We start from the raw sequence: 22855 nt of genomic DNA, 5'->3' as shown, positions 1-22855 counted from the left end.
CCGTCGCTACGGGTGGGCCCTCCCCGGAGTAGGCGTTCGGAAGCCGCGCGGAGGGCTGATTCGGTTGCGTCAGTCGTTGGCACAGTCAATACCCTCGATCACTTTGGTGACGTCGTTGAGGTGCCCTCGCAGAGCCGTTCGCTGGAGATCGGAGAGGCCGACGAAGGCCAGCGCGCGCTCGGTATCTCCACGTGCCGCTTCCCACCCGCTGCGATGCCGGGTCGTGATGGTCGAGTTCCCGCAGCGATCGGGGCGGCAGCTGTTGAGCAGAGGTCGGTCCTCGCCGCTCGGCGTACGGCACAAGGCGGTCTCGGGCTGGTAGTAGCTTCCGATGTGCAGGGTGCGTGCGGAGGCCTTGAGCATGGAGAGCAGGCGCCGCTCATCGACGACCCTGCCTGGGAAATCTTGGAGCTCTTGCTGTACTCGTGCGAACTCGTTGTCCGTCCGGGGTCCACCCGGGGAGGTCGAGCGTACGCCTGCCTTGAAATCCTCGTAGCGCTCCATGACGTCGGCCAGGCGGGCCAGCGCCTCCTCAGCAGCCACCTCCGCGCGAAAGCCAGAGGAGGAAGTACCCGCGTACCCTTCGAACATGGCCACGGAGAGATGCTTGTACTGAATCATCCCGGCCACGGTGCCGAACGGGCGGTGTGCGATGTGCCAGGCCACGGTCCTGCGGAACTGGCGGGTCGTAAGGTTCCACGGTTCTCCATCGACATCGGGCACCGGAAATCCGATGCCGGCGCACTGAGCCAGGAACTCGTTGAGGTTGTCATTCATGCGGTTGGCAGAGATCGTCGAGTGCGGTCGTCCTGTTACCGGGCGGCAGAACAGCAGGTCACGGTGGGGCAGGCGTTGCAGGACTTCGATGGCTTGCGCGACGGGCTCGATGACAACCCAGCTCCCCGGTGTGCCTCGCCCACCCTTGATGAGCTGGGAGCGCACCTTGTGTCGGACGACGACACCGTCTGCGCTCCGCTCGGTGAAGTGGCAGCCGTCCCGGAGTTCCTTGACTTCGGAGTCACGCATGCCGGACAGGTAGGCGATGAGGATGTAGCAGGCGGCCCGCAGGAGCCGTTCCTCATGGGAAACGGCGGGAGGGCTGAACCTGTCCCGCCACGGCCGCCCGGTCTGCGGATGTGGAGTGATGGGCGTGTCCATGCCGCCGGGCTCGGGCCCGAGCCGCTCCAGTGTCCTCACGATGTGGTTGGCGTAGGAGCCGCTGGCGACCCCCCGTCCTGCTTCCGACTTGCGCATGATGTACGTGTAGGCGGGTGAACCGGCCAGGTGAGGTTGGAGACCGGCGCCATCCAGCACCGGGACACCTCGCCCGTCGGCTGCGAGGCCGTCGAGGTAGCGGTCCAGGCGGGCGAGTGACTGCCCGTGGATCTCATTGACGTTGGCTTGCAGTTCCATCAGCTCCGCACGCGCGTCGATGATGTCCGATGCCGCAGTGCGGACGTAGAACAGAGCCGCCTGTACCAGCGGGGCGATGACCTGGGGCGGGATTCGGGGAGTTTGGTTCTCGTGCTTGCTGACGACAGGGCCGCCGATGATGCGTGTGAGGGGGCGGCCGTTCCAGGGATTGGTCGCCAGCGCGTCCGTCGGCATGGCCTCTGCCGCGAGGTGGAGGCGTGGGATGACCTGGAGGCGGTGACGCATGCTGCTGTGCATCAGTTCCTCGGCCCGGCAGTGAACCAGGTAGGAATCGAGAACCGGCTGCGTCACAGCGTCCAGGCGAAGCCCGTCGTGTTCGGAGTCCAGGAATCGGAGGAAACACCGTAGGTTCCACCACTCAGCCGACACTGTCGAGATGGACGGAAGGGGACCGCGAACCGGGCGGGTGTTGAGTCTCCAGAACAGGAACTCACGCGCCGCCTCGCGCCGTGTGACATCGCTGAGTGACTCGAAGTCGATGAAGAACTCACTGGCGTAGCGGTTCCCGGCATGCCCGGCGACCGCGAGATTCCAGGCGCGGTCTCCGAATCGCGGCATGAGGGATGGATCAGCGGTGAGCGGGCGTCCGGACAGTACGGCTGTCGCGTCGGAAGGGCGGCTGGCGGCGACACTGCGTGGAAGAGGCAGTGCGGGCATCAGTGGCCTCCCAGCAGGTTGTGGGGAAGAAAGAGCAGGCGTTCGGAAGACTCGGCGATTGCCCTGGCGTCCAGCACGTCACGCTGACTGAACCTCGGGATGATCAATTGAAGAATCTGCTGGTGAGCGTTGCCGAACCGCGCTTCCCACTCCGCTGCGGGCGTCTTGGCCCGTTCAGTCTGGATGTGGTTGAGGAAGGCCAGGATTGCTGGGAGTTTCCTTCGGGTGATAACGGCATTACTGCACCCCAAGCAGGCGAAGAAGGAGACTGGGCAGGGCTTGCCTTTGACTCCGAAAGGCGAGTCGAAGAAGCTGCGGCAGGACGACAACCATAGGTCGGATTCGCCGGATAGGAGTGGCGGTAGTTGCTCGGCCGGGATCCCAAGCAACTCAACTGCATCCGTTGGTTGTTGAGTGAGGCGCTCTTCCTCTTCCGGCGTCAGGATCGCGGGAGTCTGGGCGTCAGCGAGTGCGTCCTGCAGGCCGTCTGCCACGGCCTGTTCGTGGAGAGCGCGCAGTGAGGGGATGTCTGCGTAGTGCGCCGCGGCGACGTCCGGCGAATGGCCCTGCACGAACGCCGACATCCTGCCGCCGGTCACCTTGTAGACAGCGGCCTTGTGTGTCTTCCGAAGTCGCGACAGGCGCAGGTCGAAGGGTTTCCCGGCATCCGTGAGCCGGTGTGCCGAGACGAAGCTCCGAGCCGCACTCGACGCAGCTCCAGCGCTGAGTCCGGCGGACAGGATCCCATCCTTCGTTCTGAACTGCCAAAGCGCCGGCGAGCCGGTGGCATCTCTGACGGGTGCTGTGAGCCGCAAGGCCAGCCGAAGCAGCCCGCCGGGTGAGTTGGATGAACCGTCCCGGACCCTGATCGTGTTCCATTCCTGGCCGTGCCGCCGTCGCTTGAGGTATTCGACCTGCACATAGCCCCGGTTGGGATTCTTCAAGCAGTCGGCGGTCAGCTCTCTGGCCGCTTCCACCTCCATGCCGCTTTCGAGACAGAACAGCAGGAGCAGAGCGAACACGTCGCGGCTGGTCGGGTACACCAAGGGTGCAAGACGGCCGGGAGTGTGCGCATTAGCCAGTGCCGTGCCGACAAGATTGGCCAACTGTGTCCGTGTGAAGGTCCCGTGGGTCCGGGAGATTTCCCACAACACATTCGGGTCGGAGTCCCAGCCTGCGATCCGCGGGTCCTGCCCCCGTGCCAGGAGCGCCGGCCCGTCCAGCGTCAGGCGTCGGACCGCGTTATCGACATCGGAACGTGCGGCAGTGCGTAGCTGCTCGACGAGGTGCGGCGAGTAGGCGTCGCGAGGGGTATAGGAGCCGACCGGGCCAGCGGATGTGTAGGAGAGCCTCCGGAGCATCGAGGGGGATAGTCCCTGGTCCTTCTCGCCGAGTCGGCGCAAGATCCATACGACGTCAGCGATACGCGCGTAGGGCGTCCGGGAGAATACTGGATGGCCCTCCCGGAGATGGCTCTCGAATCCGTCGAGGTGGTGCGGAAGGAGGTCACTGACGCGGATACGCGTCGCTTCCGTGGAGTCGAGCCACCGCACCCACAGCAGGCACGAACGCGCGCGATTGCGGAGCGTATGTGGCGAACCAGTTCCCTGCCCCACGTCGCACGAAGCCGCCAACTCGGCTTCCAGAGCCCTCAGCAGCCGCTGCTGCGGCTCCCGGGTCCAGTCCACGACGGCCGTCCGGTTGTCCGGGAAAGTGACCTCGAACCTCAGAAGTCCGAGCGTGGCCGGAGCCGGGTCGACGACCTGGGGTGAGGGTGCGTTCAATCGGGCCTTACGCCGCCCCCGGCCTACCACGAGTTCGCTTCCGGTGCCTGAGCAGAGGAGTTGTCGATCTCATGCGACACGTGATGCGCTGTGTCTACGACCTCGGACGTCCAGGCATCCACCGCGCCGTCGATCAGAGCCTGGGCCTGGTCGGTACAGCCGAGGTAGATGTACGTCGTGGTGATCGAGGAATGCCCCAACAGGCGGCGAAGGTGATCGAGCGGGTCGCCGATAATGCGTCGGTACACGCCGTCGCTCATCTCGCCCTTCTCCACCGAGCCGATCTGTTCCTGGATTAACGCAGACAGCAGATGCACGGCGAAGGTGTGCCTTGTGTCCGCAGAGGCCGTGTGCGGGTGTGCTCGTGTGGCGATTGAGCAGGCTGATCCCCGGACGCGCGGTTCGCAATGGGGATCGACGAGCGTGTTGCATTCCAGACGGAGACGTGTGGCGCGGATCACGCTCTCGGGTGCTCTCGAATGAGCTGGCCAGTCTCGGACCCAGGCGAAGGCTCCGGGGGTGATGTCAGTGGTGGCTGCGATGCTGCCGACATGATCCCTTGGAACCTGCTTGTCCTGGACAAGGCCCTGCGAGTCAGCTGGGCTGCCGACACCTGCTCGCCCGACGATCAAGGTGACTGGCATCCCGACAACCCGGCCTGGGGCCACTGCGACATCACAGCTTTGATCGTCAATGACATCTTCGGCGGTGACCTCATGGTCGGCGAGGTGCACCTTGACGGGGATCAGCACGGCTTTCACTGGTGGAACCGCCTGCCCAGCGGCATCGAGTTCGACTTGACTCACGAGCAGTTCCAGCGTGGCCAGGCTGTCACCGCAGCCCGTGTCGTCGAACGCCCGCCCGGCCCTCTTCGCCGTTGGGACGAGTACCTGCTCTTGCGCGAGCGCGTAATCAAGCATCTCGGTCATCTGCCGGAGCCCGCCATCTGATCGCGAAGTCAGGGACTGTCCGCTTTCGGATCGTTGCCTCAACTGCAGCTGCCGATCACCGTGGTTCGCGGAGCGGGCAGGTGGCTCACTCGGCTTGGCCCGGCGGCGATCTCGCGAAGCCGGACGATCTCCTCGTGCTGGGCGGCGAGCCGGGCCAGGGCCTGGCTGCGGAAGTCGGTGAGCTCGTCGATCGTCTGCTCCGACTTGGCGAGCCGTTCCTGGAGCTTGGTGTTCTCGGCCTTGAGCCGGGAGATCTGAGCCTCGCGAGGATCGGGGATCTCGCCAGCATCTTGGAGTGCCTGGAGGCGCCGCTCGAACTCGGTGCGGAGGTGAGAGTACGGGCGGATGCCGTAGAACGCGGTGCGGTCGACCGCAGCCTCGCTGGCGAGGGTCTTGATGTCGCACCTTCCGCCGGGCGGGATCTCACCTCGGAGGAGGCGGTCGATGGCGGCCCGGATGCGGTTCTCGTTCTGGGTGCGCTGGGCTGCGGAGATTCTCATGAAGGTTCCTCGTGCGCGGTGGCGGTGTCGATCTCGGCGACGACGCGGAGGGCCCGGTCGTAGTCGACCTGGAGCCGGGTGCGTTCGGTCTTGCGTGTGATGCCGAGCTGTCCGATGAACGTCTCGGTGCGTTCGGCATGCTCGGCCCAGACGGGGCGGTGGCAGGAGTGGTGGGTGGCCTGCGGACAGCGGGCGGAGTCACACATCCCGATCAGCGGACGGTCGGCGGTGGGGGTGCCGGCGAGCTTGAGACAGAGCGCCCGGGATGGGTCGGTGAACCAGCAGTAGTTCGCGGGACCGAGGTGGAGGACCTTGGCCCGTTTGGTCAGCAGGTTGAGCACGTCGCGGTCACTGTGCTGCGTCTTCGGTGCCGACGCTGCTGCCTCGAGCTTCTCGTCGATGCTGGAGAAGAACTCGGTGAGGCTCCGGGCCCCCGGGCCGGCTGGCAGGATTCCTTGCTGGTAGTTGCGGAACTCGGCCAAGACCAGATCCAGGTTGCGGTCGCTCTCGTGCTTGTTGACCTCGGCCAGCAGCTCGGCCTGGGCTCCGCCGGGGCGCGAGGCATACCCTTCCGTTGTGGCCACAACGACATGTTTTAGGTGGATCTTGGAGGCCAGCACGCCGCCGGGACGGTAGGCCAATTCCAGGGCCAAGGTCCTCCTGAGCATCCTCAAGTTGACCTGGCCGTCGGGGATTTCCGTGAGGCCGAGCCGTTGCCCGTCTGGGGAGTTCACCCAGTTCCTGAACCACTGGTAGCGGACAGTGAAAGCGAACCGGCCAAAGAGCAGGGCCCCGTCCTTCGGATCGTCGTGCAGGTCCTCGGCGAGTTCGACAGCGCGATAGACCGGCTCGATCACCACCCACTCGTCGTCGGTGCCGCCGAGAGGCTGCCCTTTGACGATCTTGCTGGCGAGTCGGTAGCGGTGCAGGCCGGGGACCGGTTCCTCGGGTGGCTTTCGGCATCCGATACGGAGTTCCATCAGCTCGCTCGCCCGCATTCCTGAGACTGCAGCCAGGACTGTGATGGCGGCGGTGCGGACGACACCGACCAGGGCGACGGCCTGAAGCCGGTGCAGGGGAAGGGTCCAGGGCAGCACGGACGAGTCGTTTGCTGTGGTGGTCTCGGCAACGTCCCGGGCGAAGACCTCCTTCACTCCGACTGCGGCGACAGCGTCTTCTAACGGGCCTCGCAGGGCGGGCATCCACCTGGTCCAGAACTGTCTGTCGCCGGCCTGGCGGGCCAGCACTCCAGTGGCCACCGGCAGGAGTGGATCACCGGGTGACCAGCCGTCGGCGAGCCGGTCGGCGATGTGGTGTTCGGCCAGCATCGGCAATGGTGTGTACGTATCCGTGTACTCGTTCAGCAGCGCGGTGAACTCGGCCACTGGAGCGGGGCCGCTGTTGCGAAGTCCTGTCGCTCTTCGGGTGGAGAGGTGGTCGGTTTCCCGGATCTGCCGGGCCAGTTCGACGGCGTGGGGTCCGAGTGAGGAGACCAGGAAGAGGGCGGCGGCGAGCATCGGCTGGAGGACGTCGTCCGCGACGGGTGGGGTCTTGTTCTGAGTTCGGCCACTGGGCATCTCGGCGACGGCTGAGGCGGTGGCTCCGCCCCATGGCCGCAGGTTGGCGGGGACACGGTCGGCGGTGAACAGCTCGCGGTAGTTGACCAGGTCGACGATGATCTGCGCGGCCTGGCGTCGGGTTCCGTGACTCTGCTCGCCGACCACAGCGCCGTGTTCGTCGAGCACGTAGCGCCGGTGGGCCATGTATGCCTCGCAGATCTGCGTGTCGATCCGTTCCAGGCTGATGACTCCCCGCGCGGTCAGCCAGGACAGCAACCGTTCGAGTTCGTCCAGCCGCGCCCTGCAGCTGAGGAGGTGCAGGGCGGTGCGGTAAGCGCGGGGCAGCGGGGCGACCGCCGGATGCCGCGGAACGAGCATGGCCAGCACGAGTTCCTTGGCGACCAGCTGCCAGCGGAGATCGGTGATCGTGACGAAGTTGAACTGCCGCATGGATAGGCCCATTTGGACCGGGAGTCCGACGACGTCGGTGAAATCCCAGACATCATCTTCGAAGACCGGACGGCCGACGCCTCCAGGCAGCGTGAGACCGGCCTCGCGGCAGACATCGGCCCCGGCGAAGATCGCGGACCGTCCATCGAACAGGGGCGAAGTGGCAGTGGTCACGCGGTGAGCTCCTCGGGACGCAGGGGAAGTTCGTGATCCCGGTCGTCGACCTGCTCGGCTGCCGCGGCGAGGACAGCGGGATCGAACCGGTCGAGCACCTGCTGGATGCGGGCGGCGTAGGGGCCAAAGACGGCCATGAACTGAGCGGCGGGCATCTGCTGCCACTGCCGGGAGAAGAATGCCTTCAGCCGCAGCAGGTTCGCCGCGTGCCGCGGAGCGAAGAGCGCCAGCGGGCAGAGAAGGCAGACCCAGGGGCGAGCCGGACACGGCTTGCCCTTCGGGCCGTGCAGCCCGGAGAGCTGGTCGCCGCAAGCGGCCGTGAATACGTCCCGCTGCCCGCCGACGAGTTCGGCGATCACTTCGTCATTCAGGTTCAGGTTCGCCATCAGATGCGGATAACCGTCGGCCAGCGCAGCCGCGTCGTCCTCGGTGATGACCACCGGTGGATGGGAACGCCGCAGCATGTCGTGCTGGGCGTCCTCGACGATCGTCTCGACCACCTGCTGCTGGGCCGGTGTCGTGGCAGTCAGATAGTGGTCGCCCTCGACCGCCGGAGTGTGGTTCGGGTCGATGGTCGCCCGCCCGCTGCCGGTCCATGTGCTCTTGTCCCGCATCGCTTCATGGGTGGTGCGGATCCGAGCACGGTGGACTTTCAGAGGCTGCCCGGTCTCGGTGAACACCTGATGGCGCACGATCCATTGCTGAATGGCCAGCCTCGCCCCGGAGCCGGTGATCACCGCGAAGCTTCCTGGCCGACTGAGCGCCAGCCATAACCGCTGCCGGTCCTCCGGGGCCGCGAAGCTCCTCAGCAGGGCCGAGTGCGCCATCCACTGTTCCAGTAGCCGTACTGCCCGGCGGGGCAGGTTCAAACTCTCGGCCGCAGTGCGGCCCTTGACGTAGGAGAGCAGGACAGTAGCGTCCCCTGCCCAATCAATGTCTCCGGTCACCAGGTCGTCGATGCCGTCGGGAACGATGCCGGAGTAGATACCGAACAGAAGCCGATAGGCGATCATCGCGTCGTGAGTGGGGAAAACCTCGGCGCTGGCCTGCAGGAAACCGCCCCGCTGCCAGATGGCACCCTTGGTGCAGGCAAGCTCTGCGCCGAACTCCTTCGTGGTCACCGGCCCGAGCCGGGCCAGCAGCCAGCGCAGATTCTCCGGCTTCCACCCTCCCTCCGCCGGATGCTGGCCGGAATAGGCAACATTCAGGGCCTGGCGGTGGGCGGCGTACGACTCGTCGACCAGTGCGCGGCATGCCTCGGTGAGCCTTTGCCAGTCCGCCTCCGGGTAGGGCGGCAGGGCCCGCCGGTTGGGCTGGGTGTTGAAGTGACGGCCGACAGCAAGTTCCAGGACCCCCTCGCCGAGGAGGCCGCCGACCTGGCAGAACCCCTCCAGCATGCGTCGCGTCTGGGCCTCCTGCTTGCCCGTGTTCCCCATCCAGTACTCCGCCAACTGCCCTCGTCGCAGTTGGGCGGCGCCTCCGGTGAACCCACGCTCGGCGAGCGTGCGGACCATCCTCCGCAGGGCCTGGATGTAGAAGTTGACCGTGCCCGCAGAATCCGCGGTGCCATGCGGGTGGATCAGGTCCACCAGGCCCGTGGCCAAGTCCCGGGCCAGCAGCGGGTTCGGCAGCCCTTCCAGGAAGAACTCCGCGCGGCTGCCGTCGCTGAACACGCAGGTCAGGCCGAGGGGTTCGTCGATCAGCATGGTCGGCATCAGACGCCACCGTCCCCGGTCTCGTCGTCGAACTCGGCTGAGACCTCTCGTTCGGAAGCCGCATCTTCGGTCAGTCCGGCCGCGGCCCCGGCCCCCTCGTATGCCTCCCGGTAGATGCGCGTCGTATCCAGGCGCCGGAGGTATTTTTCCGTGGTCAGGACAGTGGAATGTCCGAGAAGATCACGAAGCACCAGCAGCGGGTCCGCCTTGCTGAGGTAGAAAACCAGAGCGGCGTCGGCATCGGTGTCCCGCACGAGCTTCGCGGCCTGCCGGTAGTGCCCCGTGACCAGGTATTCCAAGGTCCTCATCGAGAAGGTGTGGCGGCATCGGTGGGGCCAGACGTGCGGGAATCGCGGCTCGAAGCGGGCCCGGACCCGATCGGAGGTCCGCTCGAAGACCGTCGCCCAGGCAGTGAACGGGCCGCCGCCGCTCTTCACCGCCAGCAGGCACGACCCGCCCTCGGGGGCGACCAGACGGCGGCGCTCGGCCGGGGTGAGCGAGTCCCACGAGCGGCGGACTCCGTTGACCCGACCGCCCCGCGGGCCGGGGTCTGTGACCATGAGCGGCTCGCCCCACCGCCGCGGCGGCATCCAGTCAGAGCCCTCCGTGGTGGCCGCTCGGTCCAGTTCCAAGTAGTCGTGCAGTCCGGCGAGGGCCTCGTAGGAGGTCCACGTGGTGCGGAACTTCTTGCCCTTGGTGATCCCGGCCGGCACCGGGAACGGGATCGGAACCGGGGTCGGCTCCGGCGTCAGCGCGGGAATCTCCCAGGGCAGCAAATAGGTGAACTCCTGAAGCCGCATCCCGGTGGCCAGCGCATGATCCCCAACTGCCCCGTTGCGGGTCAGTTCCCGTCCGTGGAATCCGGTGTCCTGCGAGCCGTCCGGGGCGAGCCCGCGCAGCCCCTTGCGGAACAACTCGGTGAAGTCCGGCTCCAGATACTTGATCGTCACGTGCGGCTTCGGGGTGCGGCGGACCGCCAGATTCACCTTCACCTCCCGCCCGGTCCCGGCGAACAGAGCCCGCGCGGCCCGGTAGGTGAACGGCTCGGCCGGCGCGTACTCCTCGTGCATCGCCCACCGGTAGAACAGCGCCAGGATGCTCATGTGCTGGCCCCACGTCGTCGCCGCGAACCGGGCCTTCAACGGTCCGGCGGCGCGGTGTTCGGCGTACCGGCTCAACGCGGCCTTCAGCCGTACCCGCGAGTCGAACAGCCCCACCCCGTGCTCGGCCAGGAACTCCATCCACTCCTTGACCACCCGTGCGTAGTTCTCCCACGAGCTCGGTGCCGGCGCCCCGCTGGCCGGGAGCTCACGCAACCACCGGTTCACCACCGCCGTCGGACGTGGCGCAGCCGGACCGTCCTCGAAGCGCAGGTCGACGTCGATGAGCACGGGCATCCCATCGGGGATCAACGGCCGGTACTCGACGTCCCAGGACTGCCAGCCCCGGGACGAGAAGAAGTTCAGAATCATGAGAGCCGACAGTAGAAACACCACACGGCTCAGTGCAAAGCCCAAATACCCAGCCCAGTACCCCAGTTGGCGTCAATCGTCACACGAAAACTAAGCGGAGACAATGTGCCTGAGCACGTGCGGTGTGGCGTCGACGTCGATCCCGCACGTACGGCATCTCTCCGAGGCCCGTACGAAGACCGACTCCCAGGCAGACAGAGACACAGGCCGCCCCGCCTGGCCCAGCCAGACGCACGCCGGGCCGAGGGCACGGCTCTGATCGTCAACGAGGTACAGACGGGATCGGAGTGCTGGTGGCAAACGCGACCAGGACACCCTTCGGAGCTTGCCGTCTTTCATGGGCACCCGCACACCTCGCCTGTCGGCTTGGCTCCCCACCACTGCGCCGGCCGGCAGCGGACAGCCGCGGGCACGCCAGCGGTCCAGCATTAGGGAGCGCTCGATCTCCACGTAGTCGGCCACGGCGCGCAGGACTCGATGGGGCAAGAGGATCTTGCGTCCCTTGTCCCGCTTGGCTGTCGGCGGTGCCAGGTCGAACGGCACGCTCTTCGTGTTCCTCTGACTGTCCAGGGCCGGGAGTTCCGGCCAGCAGAGCGAGGCGGCCTCCTCGATGCGCAAGCCGGTGGTGACCAGTAGCTCGGCCATGACGACGTTTCGCTCCGCATTGCGGCCTCGGAAGCTCGAATCGGCGGTGCCCGTCCGCATCTGGCCCCGTAGGCCGATGTCGCGGAAGGCCGCGTAGCGGGGAACGGAGAGGAACTTCACGTTCCCGCGTTTGGCGGCTTTCTCTGCCGCGCGGTTGTTGCGGACGCGTACCTGCTGCCCGGAGCCAGTGCGCCGAGAGCTCTCGTAGTGCTTGAACGGCGTCCGCTCGACCAGGGCCTCGTCCACCGCCCATGTGTAGAACTTGTCCAAGGCAGCGACGCCCCGGTTCCAGGTCGAGGCCGAGACAACCTGTGTCGGGTCGGGAGAGACGCGCCGGGCTCGATGGAAGGCGATGACGTCTTCACGGTCGGCGTGCCACAGGGTCTTGCCGCGATGTTCCTGAAGGAACCGTCCCCAGGTCAGCAGGTCCAGAGCGTAGGCACGCCAGGAATGTGGCGACCTCACTCCGAGGGTCGGCAAGGACCACAGGAATCGGTTGAGTTGGACGTCGTAGCTTCCGTCCTCGCTGAGGATGAACGGTGCACCGGCATGTAGCCCGTGCCGTTCGAGCGCCTTCGCCGCATCGCTTACCCCGGCCGCTTCCAGCGCATCCGGGTCCGTGAAGAAGATCTCCATCTGATCGCACCCCCTGGTCAATCAACGACGAGGGCGACCGTGAGACACGGTCGTGCGTGGATAACGCGTTCGATCTGACGCTGCTGACGGCGGAGTTGCACCGGCACGGACTCCCGTCGCTGAGCGAGCGGCTCGGCGGCTCGGGGATCGGCCCGGTCGTCGACCCGTACACCATCGACCGGGCGGTGGACCGCTACCGCAAGGGCAAGCGGAATCTGGAGGCCGTCTCCGTCGAGTACGGCGTGGTCCACGGCGGCGCCCACGACGCGGCGGCGGACGCGCTGGCCGCCGTGCGGGTGGCCTACGCGATAGCCGCGCGGCACGGCTCGGTGGCCGCGTTGTCCGCGGCCGAGCTCCACGAACGGCAGATCGAGTGGTACGCGGAGTGGGCCGCCGACTTCCAGCGGTTCCTGCGCCGTAAGGGCACGGCGGACGCGGTGATCGACGGCCGCTGGCCGGTACGGGAGCCGGTGCTTGAGCTGAAATCAACCCCGTCCGGCGATTGAGGACATAACGCTCAGAAGGGGTACCACCGCACGGCCGTGTCCCCGTCGCGCAGCGACGCCACCCGCCTGCGGAACTCCGCGAGCGCCTTCGGGTTCGCCGGCGCGTGCTGCGCGACCCACGCGCAGCTCGCCGTCTCCCGCGCCCCGCGCAGCACCGCGCAGCCGTCCCACTCCCGGACGTCCCAGCCGTACGCGGAGGTGAACGCGTCATAGGCCTCGGCCGGCAGCCCGTACCGGTCGCGGGACAGGGCCAGCACCACCAGGTCGTGCTCGCGCAGATCCGTGGAGAAGGTCTCCAGGTCCACCAGGACAGGCCCGTCCGGGCCGACATGGACATTGCGCGGGAGCGCGTCGCCGTGGATCGGGCCCGGAGGCAGGTGCGGCACCAGTGCGGCGGCGGCCGTCGCGAAGCCGTCGCGGCGCTCGCGCAGATACGAGGCGTCGGCCGGGTCGATCGTCTCGCCCGCCAGGGTCAGCCAGCGCTCGACCCCGCCGAGCAGCTCCCGCCGGGGCAGGCTGAGGCCCTCCGGGGCCGGCAGTGCGTGCACCGCGGTGAGCAGCGGCGCCAGATCCCTCGGCTCGGCCGGCCGCACCGGCTCGGGCAGCCGGTGCCACACCGTCACCGGGTGGCCCTCGACGAGCCGGGCCGCGGGCTCCGCGCTCCGCACCGCGGGGACGCCGGACGCGGCGAGCCAGCGCGCGACGGCCACCTCGCGCTCGGCCCGCTCGCGCAGCTCGGGACTGCGCACGGCGTCCCGGCCGATCTTGACCACCCGGTCGCCCACGGCGAACACCGCGTTCTCGCCCAGCGCGAGGAGCTCCGCGTCGCCGGGGTGCCCGGCAGCGGTCAGTACCTCGCGCGCTCGCATCTCGTTCATGGATCCGATTTTCGCATCCGTGCAGGTTGTCTTGACGAACCGGCGGGGTCTCAGCACGATTGCGGAGGCCACCTGAGCGGCCGGAACGGTATCAAGCCGGTCGAATGACGCAAGGGGGTCGCATCCATGACATTGGCGAATGCAACCGTGCAGTCCGGGCGGCACGGACCGCCGGGCGGCCCGCACGACAAGGGGCCCACGAGGATCAACCGGAACGCCGGAACCTGGTTCCTGGTGCTGCCCGCCCTCCTCCCGATCCTGGTCCTCAGCGTCGGCCCGCTGCTCTACGGCATCACGCTGGCGTTCACCGACGCCCAGTCCGGGCGTACCCGGTCCACCCAGTGGACCGGGGTGCTGAACTTCCAGGACCTGCTGCACGACGGACTGTTCTGGGACTCGTTCCGGATCGGTTTGGTGTGGGCGGTCGGCGTCACCGTCCCGCAGTTCGTGCTGGCCCTGGGCCTCGCGCTGCTGCTCAACCAGAACCTGCGGATGCGGTGGCTGGCGCGGGCGCTGGCGATCATCCCGTGGGCGATGCCCGAGGTGGTCGTCGGCATCATGTGGCGGCTGGTCTACAACCCGGACGCCGGAATCCTCAACGAGACCATCCGCGATCTCGGCCTCGGCGACGGCCGGGACTGGCTGACCGGCCTCGCCACCGCGCTGCCCGCGGTGATCCTGGTCGGGGTCTGGGCCGGCATGCCGCAGACCACGGTCGCCCTGCTGGCCGGCCTGCAGAACACCCCGCACGAACTCCACGAGGCCGCCGCGCTGGACGGCGCGGGCGCCTGGCGCCGCTTCCGTACCGTCACCTGGCCCGCGCTCAGGCCGGTCGCCCTCTCCATCACCGCGCTCAACTTCATCTGGAACTTCAACTCCTTCGCCCTGGTCTACGTACTGACCAACGGCGGCCCCGGCGGCCGGACCCGGCTGCCGATGCTCTTCGCGTACGAAGAGGCCTTCCGGTACGGACAGTTCGGCTACGCCGCGGCGATGGGCTGTGTGATGGTCGCGGTGATCTCCGTGATCCTCGCCGTGTACCTCGTGGGACGGCTCGGGGGAGGCGAGGACCGATGAGTATGCGTACCCGCGGGTCCGTGCGGGCCGGACAGTACCTCGCGCTGCTGTGCTACCTGGTCTTCCTGGCGTTCCCTTTCCTCTGGCTGATCTCCACCGCCTTCAAACCGGCGCCCGAGCTGGGCTCCCTGCACCCCACCTGGATCCCGCACCACCCGACGCTCGACAACTTCCGCGCCGCGTTCGACGAACAGCCGCTGCTGCGGGCCGCCGCCAACTCGCTGATCGCCGCCGTCTCGGCCGGGATCATCGCGGTCGTCATCGCCACCCCGATGGCCTATGTGATGGCCCGCCACCGCTCGCGGCTCTCCGCCGCCGCCACCGGCTGGGTGGTGGTCAGCCAGGCGTTCCCGTTCGTCCTGCTGATCATTCCGCTGTTCCTGGTGCTCAAGTACCTGCATCTGATCAACACACTGTGGGGGCTGATCATGGTGTACGTCGTGTGGTCGCTGCCGTTCGCGCTGTGGATGCTGGTCGGATACGTACGGGCGGTGCCGCCCGAACTGGAGGAGGCGGCCGCGGTCGACGGCGCGAGCCGGCTGCGGACGCTCGTCTCGGTCACCGCACCGCTGCTGGCCCCCGGCATCGTCGCCACCGCGCTCTTCGCCTTCATCACCGCGTGGAACGAGTTCTTCTTCGCGCTCGTCCTGCTCAAGACACCGGAGAAGCAGACCTTGCCGGTCGTACTGACCCACTTCCTCGGCGCGGAGGGCGCGAGCGACCTCGGGCCGCTCGCCGCCGCCGCGTTCCTCGCCACCCTCCCCTCACTCGTCCTCTTCGCCGTCATCCAGCGGCGGATCACGGGCGGCATGCTCGCCGGGGCGGTGAAGAGCTGATGCGCGCAGTGGTACGCACGGCAGCCGCGGCGGCCACCGCACTGGCCCTCCTGCTCACCGGGTGCGGCGGGGGCGGTGACGGTGGGACGGACGGCAGGATCACGATCCGTTTCCAGTCGCTGGCCTGGCAGAAGGAGTCCGTCGACGCCAACAAGCAGCTGGTGAAGGAGTGGAACGCGAGCCATCCCGATGTCCGGGTCCAGTACGTCCAGGGCAGCTGGGACAGCGTCCACGACCAGCTCCTCACCTCGTTCGAGGGGGACGAGGCACCCGACGTCATCCATGACGCCTCCGACGACCTCGCGGACTTCGCCTACGGCGGCTACCTCGCCGACCTGCGCACCCTGCTGCCCGGCCGGCTCACCGCCGACATCCCGCAGCAGAGCTGGCGCACCAGCACCTTCGACGGTGGCGTCTACGGCGTGCCCTTCCTCCAGGAGCCGCGCGTCCTGATCGCCAACACCAAGATCCTCAAGGCCTCCGGGGTCCGCGTGCCGACCCCGGAGAAGCCCTGGAGCTGGACGGAATTCGGACAGGTCACCAAGAAGCTCACCGGCAAGGGCCGTTACGGAGTCGCCTGGCCGCTCAAGGAACCGGTCTCCGTCACCCTCAACCTCGGCCTCTCGGCCGGCGGTGAGCTGTTCCACCGGGGCGCCGACGGCAAGGTCACGCTCGCCATGGACGACGGCGATCTCGTCGTCCCCCGGACCATCCACGACCAGGTCAACACCGACCACAGCGCCGCCCGTACCGCGCTCGGCATGGGCGGCGGCGACACCCTTCCCGGCCTCTTCGGCGGCAAGTACGCCATGGTGCCGCTGGGGTTCTCCTACCGTCAGCAGGTGGTCGAACAGGCCCCGAAGGGCTTCGAGTGGACGGTGCTGCCCGCCCCGGCCGGAAGCGCGGGCCCGGCCCAGGGCGTGAGCCCGCAGACCCTGTCCGTCGCCGAGGACAGCCCGCACAAGAAGGAGGCCGTGGAGTTCATCGACTTCCTGCTCCGGCCGGCGAACATGGTGCGCCTCGCCAAGGGGGACTGGATGCTGCCCACCGGCGAGGAGGCGCTGGCGGACCCCTCGCTGCACACCCCGGACCGGGGCTGGGCGACCGGCGTCGCCCTCGCGGGCGGACTGCGTTCCGCGCCCGCCCAGTCCGTCCGCGGCTACCCTGAGTGGAAGGACAAGGTCGCCACCCCCGCGTACCAGGAGTACTACAGCGGCGCGATCGACGCCGCCGAACTGAGGAAGCGTCTGGTCGAGGACGGCAACCGGGTGCTGGCCCGCTACCAGCGCTGAGCCGCACCCCCTAGTACTGCAACGGTCTTTGGCGTGGCTGGTGGCCAGGTTGGTCGTCGGGCTGGTTATGGGTGGGGTGCTTGGTGATGTGAGGGTGTGGGCGGCGGGTCTGGGTGAGGTGCATGAGCGGTTCGTGCACCGGTTTGCCCGGTCGGAGCCGCGGGAGTCGGCGCTGGCGTATATGCGGGGGCTCATAGCGCCGTTGGAGCGGAAGAACGGCTGGACGCTCGCGGAGGAGGCTGGGCATGGCAGCCCTGACCGGATGCACCGGCTGCTGAACCTGTTTGACTGGGACGCCGATGAGGTCCTGGACGACGTGCGTGACTATGTGGTCGAGCAACTGGGTGACCCCGGTGCGGTGCTGATCGTGGACGACACGGGCTTCCTGAAGAAGGGGGTCCGCTCGGCCGGGGTCCAGCGCCAGTACTCGGGAACGGCGGGACGGACAGAGAATTGCCAGGTGGGCGTCTTCCTCGCCTATGCCGGCGAACGCGGCCGCACGTTGATCGACCGGCGTCTGTATCTGCCCACATCATGGACCGATGACCGGCAACGCTGCCGGGCCGCGGGCATCGAGGACGCGGTCGCCTTCGAGACGAAGGTGGCCATCGCCAAGACGATGGTCCGCCGGGCGATCACGGAGAAGATCCCGTTCCGGTGGGTGACGGCGGACGCCGCCTACGGTTTCAGCAAGGGCTGGCGGACCGAGCTCGAGCGGGCTGACGTCTTCCACGTCATGGCCACCACCCGGCACGACACGGTCGTGACCCGCTGGGCCATGGATCATCCCGTCCATGACCTGTTTCCCGGGCTGCCGAGGCAGAAGTGGAAGCGTCGTTCCTGCGGCAACGGCGCCCACGGGCCACGCGTCTACGACTGGGTCAGGGGCGAGGTCCGGCCCTGGCACCGTGAGGACCGCCGGCACTGGGTCATCGCTCGCCGCAGCGTGAGCCGACCCGATCAGATCTCGTACTACATCGCCTACTGCCCAGCCGACACAACCCTCGACGAGCTGATCCATGTCGCGGGCAGTCGGTGGGCGGTCGAGGAATGCTTCCAGACCGCGAAGCAGGAGTGCGGCCTGGACGACTACCAGGTCCGCCGCTACCCCGGCTGGCACCGCCACATCACCCTGGCCATGGCCGCCCATGCCTGCCTCACCGTCCTGCGGGCCCGCGCGCTCGACACCGACAAAGCAGAAACGGATCCTCCCAGCTCATCGCCCTCACCCCCCCCGAAATCCGGCGACCGACCACCCGCCTGGCCCGACCCCGCGCGAACCTCATCGACCATGTCCTGCACTGGTCACACTGGCGCCGCCGACGACAGTTCCAAGCCCGGACGAGCCACTACAAACGACGCGGCCACACACCACCAGAAACTGCCCACACATCAGAACAAAGACCGTTGCAGTACTAGGACGCGCCCGGCCGGTTCAGCCGTTGTACGGGGCCGCGACGTCCAGCACCCAGGTGACGCCGAAGCGGTCGGTGAGCATGCCGTACAGCGGCGCCCACTGCGCGGGCTCCAGCGGGCTCACGATGGCCGAGTCCTCGGTGAGCCTGCCCCACAGCGCGCTGATCTCCTCGGCGTCCTCGCCCCGCACGGAGACGAAGAACGGGTTGTCGCCCTGGCTCCAGGGCAGCTGCGAGGGCACGTCGTAGGCCATGACGTGGAAGCCGTCGGCGCCGGTCACCTCGCCCCACATCACCCAGTCCGCCGTACGGCGCCCGCGTCCTTGTAGGTGACCGCGACGGTGCGTCCGCCGAAGACGGACCGGTAGAAGTCCAGCGCCTCACGCGCGTTGCCCCGGAAGTTCAGATGGGTGGTGGTCGTGACGGACATGACGTGCTCCTTGCCTCGATGTGACACATGTGCGCCGTCGGAGGTGGTGGCCCCGGACGGCTCGTACGCCACGATGGCAGGGGTAGCGGACAGGATGGGTCCGCTACTCCTGGGAGCATGGCCGCATGCACAAGACGTCCGCCCGGCTGCTCGCGCTGCTCTCGCTCCTCCAGACGCCCCGCGACTGGTCCGGAGACGATCTAGCCGAGCGGCTCGGCATCACCCCGCGCACCGTGCGCCGTGACATCGACCGCCTGCGCGGACTCGACTACCCGATCACGACCGTCAGAGGACCGGCCGGCGGCTACCGGCTGGAGGCCGGCACTCATCTGCCGCCCATGCTGTTCGACGACGAGCAGGCCGTCGCCCTGGCCGTCGCGCTGCGGACCGCGGCCGCCGACGCCGCCGTCGCCGAAGGCGCCTCCCGTGCGCTGGCCACCCTCGGACAGGTCATGCCGCCCCGACTGCGCCACCGCATCGACCTGTTGCGCGTCACCGCGGTCCGGCCGCCCGCGGCCGAGGAAACCGAGCAGCCCGACGCCCGCGTGCTGCTGGACCTGAGCCGCGCCATCCGGGCCCGCGAGGAACTGCGCTTCGACTACGCCCCGGGCCCGGATACCCGGGCCGATGACGTCCGCCGGGTACAGCCCCACCACCTGGTCACCCGGCAGCACCGCTGGTACCTGGTGGCCTGGGACCTCCACCGCGAGGACTGGCGCACCTTCCGCGCCGACCGGATCCGGCCCCGTACGCCCACCGGCCCCCGCTTCGCCCCGCGCGAACTTCCCGGCGGCAGCGTCTCGGCCTTCGTCACCAGCCGGTTCCGCGGCAACGACGGCACCACCACCGACTGGCCCTGCCGGGGCGAAGTGATCCTCGATCTTCCGGCCGCCGATGTCGCGCCCTTCGCCCCGGACGGCATCGCCGTGGAACTCGGGCCGCACCGCTGCCGGCTCATCCTCGGCTCCTGGTCATGGACCGGACTCGCCGCCGCCCTCGGCCGCTTCGACGCGGAGATCGAGGTGGTCGGCCCGCCCCCGCTGGCCGCCGCGTTCGGGGACCTCGCCGTCCGCTACGCCCGCGCGGCCCGGCCGCCCTCCGGGGACGGAGGCCCCCGCTGAGCAGTGAGAACACGTCAACTGGCGCCGGTCGCGGGCGAGCTGGTCCGGCTTGGGTGCTGTTGGCCGGATTCTTATTACGAAACCTTGTTGAGTAAATTACAGCCGGCTGAAGGTCTTGATCTGAGCGCGTCAATAAGCGAGGGTTTCGAGCCAGCCCCCGGAGATCTTCCGGCCGGGGGCCAATCCCCCCACAAAGAATGACGAGGAGACCCCTCTTCATGGCACTCAACAAGCGCACCCACCGGATCAAGCTCACCGCCGCGATCACCGCCGTGGCCGCCGCAGCCGGCATCACCCTGCTGGGCAGCCCCATGGCCGGAGCGGCACCCGCCCCCGCCATGGGCAAGATCTACGGTGCCGACGCGGCAACCGCCGTTTCCGGCAGCTACATAGTCATGCTGGACCACAAGGCCGACAAGTCGAAGCTCGCCAAGGAGTACGGCGGCAAGCTGAAGCGCAACTACAGCTCCGCCATCAACGGCTTCTCCGCCAGCGGCCTTTCGCAGACCGAGGCCAAGCGGCTCGCCGCCGACCCGTCGGTCTCCAAGGTCGTCCAGAACAAGAAGTTCCACGTCGACGCCACCCAGGCCAACCCGCCGTCCTGGGGCCTGGACCGCATCGACCAGACCGAGACCGCGGGCGACAACGCGTACACCTACCCGGACAGCGCGGGCGAGGGCGTGACCGCGTACGTCATCGACACCGGGGTCCGCATCACCCACGAGGAGTTCGAGGGCCGGGCCAGCTACGGCTACGACGCCGTGGACGACGACGACAACGCCGACGACGGCTACGGCCACGGAACCCATGTGGCCGGCACCATCGCCGGTGCGACGTACGGCGTCGCCAAGAAGGCCAAGATCGTGGCCGTCCGGGTCCTCGACGACTCGGGCTCCGGCACCACCGAGCAGGTCGTCGCCGGCATCGACTGGGTCACCGCGAACCACGAGGGCCCGTCCGTCGCCAACATGAGCCTCGGCGGCGGCGCGGACGAGGCGCTCGACGCGGCGGTCCAGAAGTCCATCGCCTCCGGAGTCACCTACGCAGTGGCCGCCGGCAACGAGTCGGGCGACGCGAGCGAGAACTCCCCGGCGCGCGTCCCGGAGGCCATCACGGTCGCCTCCTCCACGGTGGACGACGAGCAGTCGTCGTTCTCCAACTACGGCTCGTTGGTGGACCTCTACGCCCCGGGCTCGGACATCACCTCGGCCTGGAACGACAGCGACACCGGGTCCGACACCATCTCCGGTACGTCCATGGCCACTCCGCATGTCGTCGGTGCCGCCGCCCTCTACCTGGCGGGACACCCCGACGCCACCCCGGCGGACGTCTCCACGGCCCTGACCGACGGAGCCACCCCGGACGCCATCAGCAACGCCACCGCGGGCACGGCGAACAAGCTGCTGAAGGTCGTTGAGTAGCAGCACCGCTCCCTGAGCCGGCGGTCACCGCGCCCTCCCCCACGGGGCGCGGCGGCCGCACGGCTCGGGCTGATCGTCCTATGGTGTGCCCATGGCGATGTACGCGGCGCTGCTGCGCGGGATCAATGTGAGCGGCCACCGCAAGGTCCCGATGGCCGAACTCCGCACGCTGCTCACCGGGCTCGGCCACGGCGATGTCGCGACGTACCTGCAGAGCGGCAACGCGGTCTTCAGCAGCGGGTCCGGCGACGAGAACACCCTGGCGGCGGAGCTGGAGCGGGCCATCGAGGAGCAGTTCGGCTTCGCGGTGGAGTGCCTGGTGAGGGATGCCGCCTACCTCGCCGCCGTGGTCGCCGGCTGCCCGTTCCCGGCCGCCGAGCTCCAGGGCAGGCAACTGCACGTCACGTACTTCGACCGGCCCGTCGACGCCGCCCGCTTCGCCCCGCTGGACGCCGCCGCCTTCCTCCCCGAGAAATTCCGGCTCGGTGACCGCGCCCTCTACCTCTACGCCCCCGACGGGCTGGGCCGCTCCGAGCTCGCCGCCGCACTTTCCCGGCCGTCCCTCAACAAGGGCCTCACCGGCACCTTGCGCAACTGGAACACCGTCGTCAGACTCGTCGAGATGACCGGAGGCGAGGCGTGAGCGAGCCGACACCCGGCGTGGCCGCGGCGGTCGAGGGCGAACTCCGCCTCCTCGACCCGCTGGTGCGGGCCTCCAGCGAACTCCTGGCCCAGGTCCTGCACCCCGACTTCCACGAGGTCGACACCACCGGCCGGCACCGGGACCGGGACACGGTCATCACCTCGCTCATCACCGGCACCGCCGCACGCCCCGGACAGCTCACAGCCTCCCGCATGCGCGGGGTCCAGCTCGCGGACGGACTCGTCCACGTCACCTTCGACACAGAGGCCAAGGGGATGCGCGCCCACCGCAGTTCGCTGTGGCGGCTCACCGCCGCCGGCTGGCTGCTCTACTACCACCAGGCCACCCCCTTCGTCACCGGACCGGAGACCGACAGCCCCTGAGCCGGGCGGCACCGTCAGCGGCAACCGTCAGCCACGGGGCGTCCGCCGGGCCCGCGCCGCCCACCGGCCGTCCGTACGGGAGATCCGCACCGGATGACCGAAGCAGTCGCTGACCCGCTCCGTGGTCAGCACCTCGTCCGCCGGACCCGAGGCCAGGCAACGCCCGCCGCGCAGCAGCATCGCGTGGCTGGTGGAGGCGGGCAGCTCCTCCAGATGGTGGGTGACCAGGACCGTCGCCAGCTCCGGGTGCTCCTCGCGCAGCGCGTCCAGACTGTCAAGCAACTGCTCCCGGGCGGCCAGGTCCAGACCGGTGGCCGGCTCGTCGAGCAGCAGCAGCCGGGGCTGCGGCATCAGCGCGCGGGCGATGAGCGTACGGCCCCGCTCGCCCTGCGACAGCGCGGGCCAGCGCGAACCCTCCTTGCCGCCCATGCCCAGCATCTTCAGCAGCCGCTCCGCCCGCTCCCGCTGCTCCGGGTTGGCCGACCAGCGCGGCACCGGCTCGACCGAGTTGGTCAGTCCCGTCAGCACCACGTCCTTCACCGAGAGCGGGGAGCGCAGCGGATGGCGCGGATCGACGTGCCCCAGCAGCGTCCGCAGCTCCCGCAGATCGACCCGGCCGAGGGTGCGGCCGAGCACCTCCACCGTGCCCCGGGTGGGGTGCCTGATCGCGCCGAGCAGCCCCAGCAGGGTGCTCTTGCCCGCACCGTTGGCGCCGAGCAGCGCCCAGTGCTCCCCGCCGCGCACCGTCATCGAGACCGTGTCGAGCAGGACCTTGCCGTCCCGTACGAGCGTGACGCCGTCGGCCCTGATCACCGGCACCGGGGCCGTGGAGGAGGAAGGGGCGAGGGGGGCGGTGGTGGTCACGTGCGGTTACTCC

Annotated in this window: 18 protein-coding genes and 3 pseudogenes; 10 read left to right on the top strand and 11 right to left on the bottom strand. The window is 68.6% G+C overall.

What is annotated here, in order from left to right:
- Positions 1 to 69: 69 nt before the first annotated feature.
- From RLT59_RS06540 to RLT59_RS06530, 3 genes are all read right to left on the bottom strand, one after another.
- Complete coding sequence (locus tag RLT59_RS06540) at positions 70 to 2091, bottom strand: hypothetical protein (protein WP_311302517.1); 2022 nt, start codon at positions 2089 to 2091, stop codon at positions 70 to 72.
- Positions 2091 to 3779, bottom strand: a complete 1689-nt coding sequence (locus tag RLT59_RS06535) for a hypothetical protein (RefSeq protein ID WP_311302516.1) — start codon at positions 3777 to 3779, stop codon at positions 2091 to 2093. The genes RLT59_RS06540 and RLT59_RS06535 overlap by 1 nt, the downstream gene beginning before the upstream one ends.
- A 119-nt stretch (positions 3780 to 3898) precedes the next feature.
- A complete protein-coding gene (locus tag RLT59_RS06530; RefSeq protein WP_311302515.1) occupies positions 3899 to 4192 on the bottom strand; it encodes a hypothetical protein in 294 nt (97 codons plus the stop codon).
- A gap of 234 nt (positions 4193 to 4426) precedes the next feature.
- On the opposite strand from RLT59_RS06530, the gene RLT59_RS06525 reads away from it, so the two are divergent.
- On the top strand, positions 4427 to 4825 hold the full coding sequence (locus RLT59_RS06525) for a YunG family protein (protein WP_311302514.1): 399 nt from the start codon (positions 4427 to 4429) through the stop codon (positions 4823 to 4825).
- 38 nt (positions 4826 to 4863) lie between these two features.
- Here the strand turns inward: RLT59_RS06525 and RLT59_RS06520 are convergent, their stop codons facing one another.
- The 5 genes from RLT59_RS06520 to RLT59_RS06500 all read right to left on the bottom strand — a co-directional run bounded on the left by RLT59_RS06520 (position 4864) and on the right by RLT59_RS06500 (position 11976).
- The gene (locus tag RLT59_RS06520; protein WP_311302513.1) at positions 4864 to 5325 is read right to left on the bottom strand and encodes a hypothetical protein; all 462 of its coding nucleotides are present in this window, start codon (positions 5323 to 5325) and stop codon (positions 4864 to 4866) included.
- Positions 5322 to 7508, bottom strand: coding sequence for a site-specific integrase (locus tag RLT59_RS06515; protein ID WP_311302512.1), 2187 nt, complete (start codon positions 7506 to 7508; stop codon positions 5322 to 5324). The genes RLT59_RS06520 and RLT59_RS06515 overlap by 4 nt, the downstream gene beginning before the upstream one ends.
- Positions 7505 to 9214, bottom strand: coding sequence for a hypothetical protein (locus RLT59_RS06510; RefSeq protein WP_311302511.1), 1710 nt, complete (start codon positions 9212 to 9214; stop codon positions 7505 to 7507). The genes RLT59_RS06515 and RLT59_RS06510 overlap by 4 nt, the downstream gene beginning before the upstream one ends.
- Positions 9215 to 9222: 8 nt before the next feature.
- A complete protein-coding gene (locus RLT59_RS06505) occupies positions 9223 to 10695 on the bottom strand; it encodes a site-specific integrase (RefSeq protein ID WP_311302510.1) in 1473 nt (490 codons plus the stop codon).
- Between the two features lie 90 nt (positions 10696 to 10785).
- A complete protein-coding gene (locus tag RLT59_RS06500) occupies positions 10786 to 11976 on the bottom strand; it encodes a tyrosine-type recombinase/integrase (protein WP_311302509.1) in 1191 nt (396 codons plus the stop codon).
- 65 nt (positions 11977 to 12041) lie between these two features.
- On the opposite strand from RLT59_RS06500, the pseudogene RLT59_RS06495 reads away from it, so the two are divergent.
- Positions 12042 to 12482 (top strand): annotated as a pseudogene (locus RLT59_RS06495) (3'-5' exonuclease); the annotation flags it as partial.
- Between the two features lie 11 nt (positions 12483 to 12493).
- Here RLT59_RS06495 and RLT59_RS06490 read toward each other — a convergent pair.
- Positions 12494 to 13360, bottom strand: coding sequence for a phosphotransferase enzyme family protein (locus tag RLT59_RS06490; protein ID WP_311302508.1), 867 nt, complete (start codon positions 13358 to 13360; stop codon positions 12494 to 12496).
- A 126-nt stretch (positions 13361 to 13486) separates the two neighbouring features.
- On the opposite strand from RLT59_RS06490, the gene RLT59_RS06485 reads away from it, so the two are divergent.
- The 4 genes and pseudogenes from RLT59_RS06485 to RLT59_RS06470 form a co-directional block, all read left to right on the top strand.
- Complete coding sequence (locus RLT59_RS06485) at positions 13487 to 14437, top strand: carbohydrate ABC transporter permease (RefSeq protein WP_311302507.1); 951 nt, start codon at positions 13487 to 13489, stop codon at positions 14435 to 14437.
- On the top strand, positions 14434 to 15273 hold the full coding sequence (locus tag RLT59_RS06480; RefSeq protein WP_311302506.1) for a carbohydrate ABC transporter permease: 840 nt from the start codon (positions 14434 to 14436) through the stop codon (positions 15271 to 15273). The genes RLT59_RS06485 and RLT59_RS06480 overlap by 4 nt, the downstream gene beginning before the upstream one ends.
- A complete protein-coding gene (locus RLT59_RS06475; RefSeq protein ID WP_311302505.1) occupies positions 15273 to 16565 on the top strand; it encodes an ABC transporter substrate-binding protein in 1293 nt (430 codons plus the stop codon). The genes RLT59_RS06480 and RLT59_RS06475 overlap by 1 nt, the downstream gene beginning before the upstream one ends.
- A gap of 67 nt (positions 16566 to 16632) precedes the next feature.
- Positions 16633 to 17814 (top strand): annotated as a pseudogene (locus RLT59_RS06470) (IS701 family transposase); the annotation flags it as partial.
- A 186-nt stretch (positions 17815 to 18000) separates the two neighbouring features.
- Here the strand turns inward: RLT59_RS06470 and RLT59_RS06465 are convergent.
- A pseudogene (locus tag RLT59_RS06465) lies at positions 18001 to 18410 on the bottom strand (VOC family protein).
- A 125-nt stretch (positions 18411 to 18535) separates the two neighbouring features.
- Between RLT59_RS06465 and RLT59_RS06460 the strand changes: the two are divergent.
- From RLT59_RS06460 to RLT59_RS06445, 4 genes are all read left to right on the top strand, one after another.
- Positions 18536 to 19531 (top strand): helix-turn-helix transcriptional regulator, encoded by a 996-nt coding sequence (locus RLT59_RS06460; RefSeq protein ID WP_311302504.1) that lies wholly within the window; start codon positions 18536 to 18538, stop codon positions 19529 to 19531.
- Between the two features lie 218 nt (positions 19532 to 19749).
- Positions 19750 to 20952, top strand: a complete 1203-nt coding sequence (locus RLT59_RS06455) for a S8 family peptidase (RefSeq protein ID WP_311302503.1) — start codon at positions 19750 to 19752, stop codon at positions 20950 to 20952.
- Positions 20953 to 21043: 91 nt separating this feature from the next.
- Positions 21044 to 21595: a DUF1697 domain-containing protein gene (locus tag RLT59_RS06450; RefSeq protein WP_311302502.1), complete on the top strand. Its 552-nt coding sequence runs from the start codon at positions 21044 to 21046 to the stop codon at positions 21593 to 21595.
- A complete protein-coding gene (locus RLT59_RS06445) occupies positions 21592 to 21978 on the top strand; it encodes a nuclear transport factor 2 family protein (protein ID WP_311302501.1) in 387 nt (128 codons plus the stop codon). The genes RLT59_RS06450 and RLT59_RS06445 overlap by 4 nt, the downstream gene beginning before the upstream one ends.
- A gap of 27 nt (positions 21979 to 22005) precedes the next feature.
- Here the strand turns inward: RLT59_RS06445 and RLT59_RS06440 are convergent, their stop codons facing one another.
- Positions 22006 to 22842, bottom strand: a complete 837-nt coding sequence (locus RLT59_RS06440; protein WP_311302500.1) for an ABC transporter ATP-binding protein — start codon at positions 22840 to 22842, stop codon at positions 22006 to 22008.
- Between the last annotated feature and the right edge of the window lie 13 nt (positions 22843 to 22855).

The organism is Streptomyces sp. ITFR-6 (assembly GCF_031844725.1).
Classification (GTDB): Bacteria; Actinomycetota; Actinomycetes; order Streptomycetales; family Streptomycetaceae; genus Streptomyces.
Note: the sequence above shows the minus strand (reverse complement) of the source record. Positions and strands in the feature narration are given on the sequence as shown.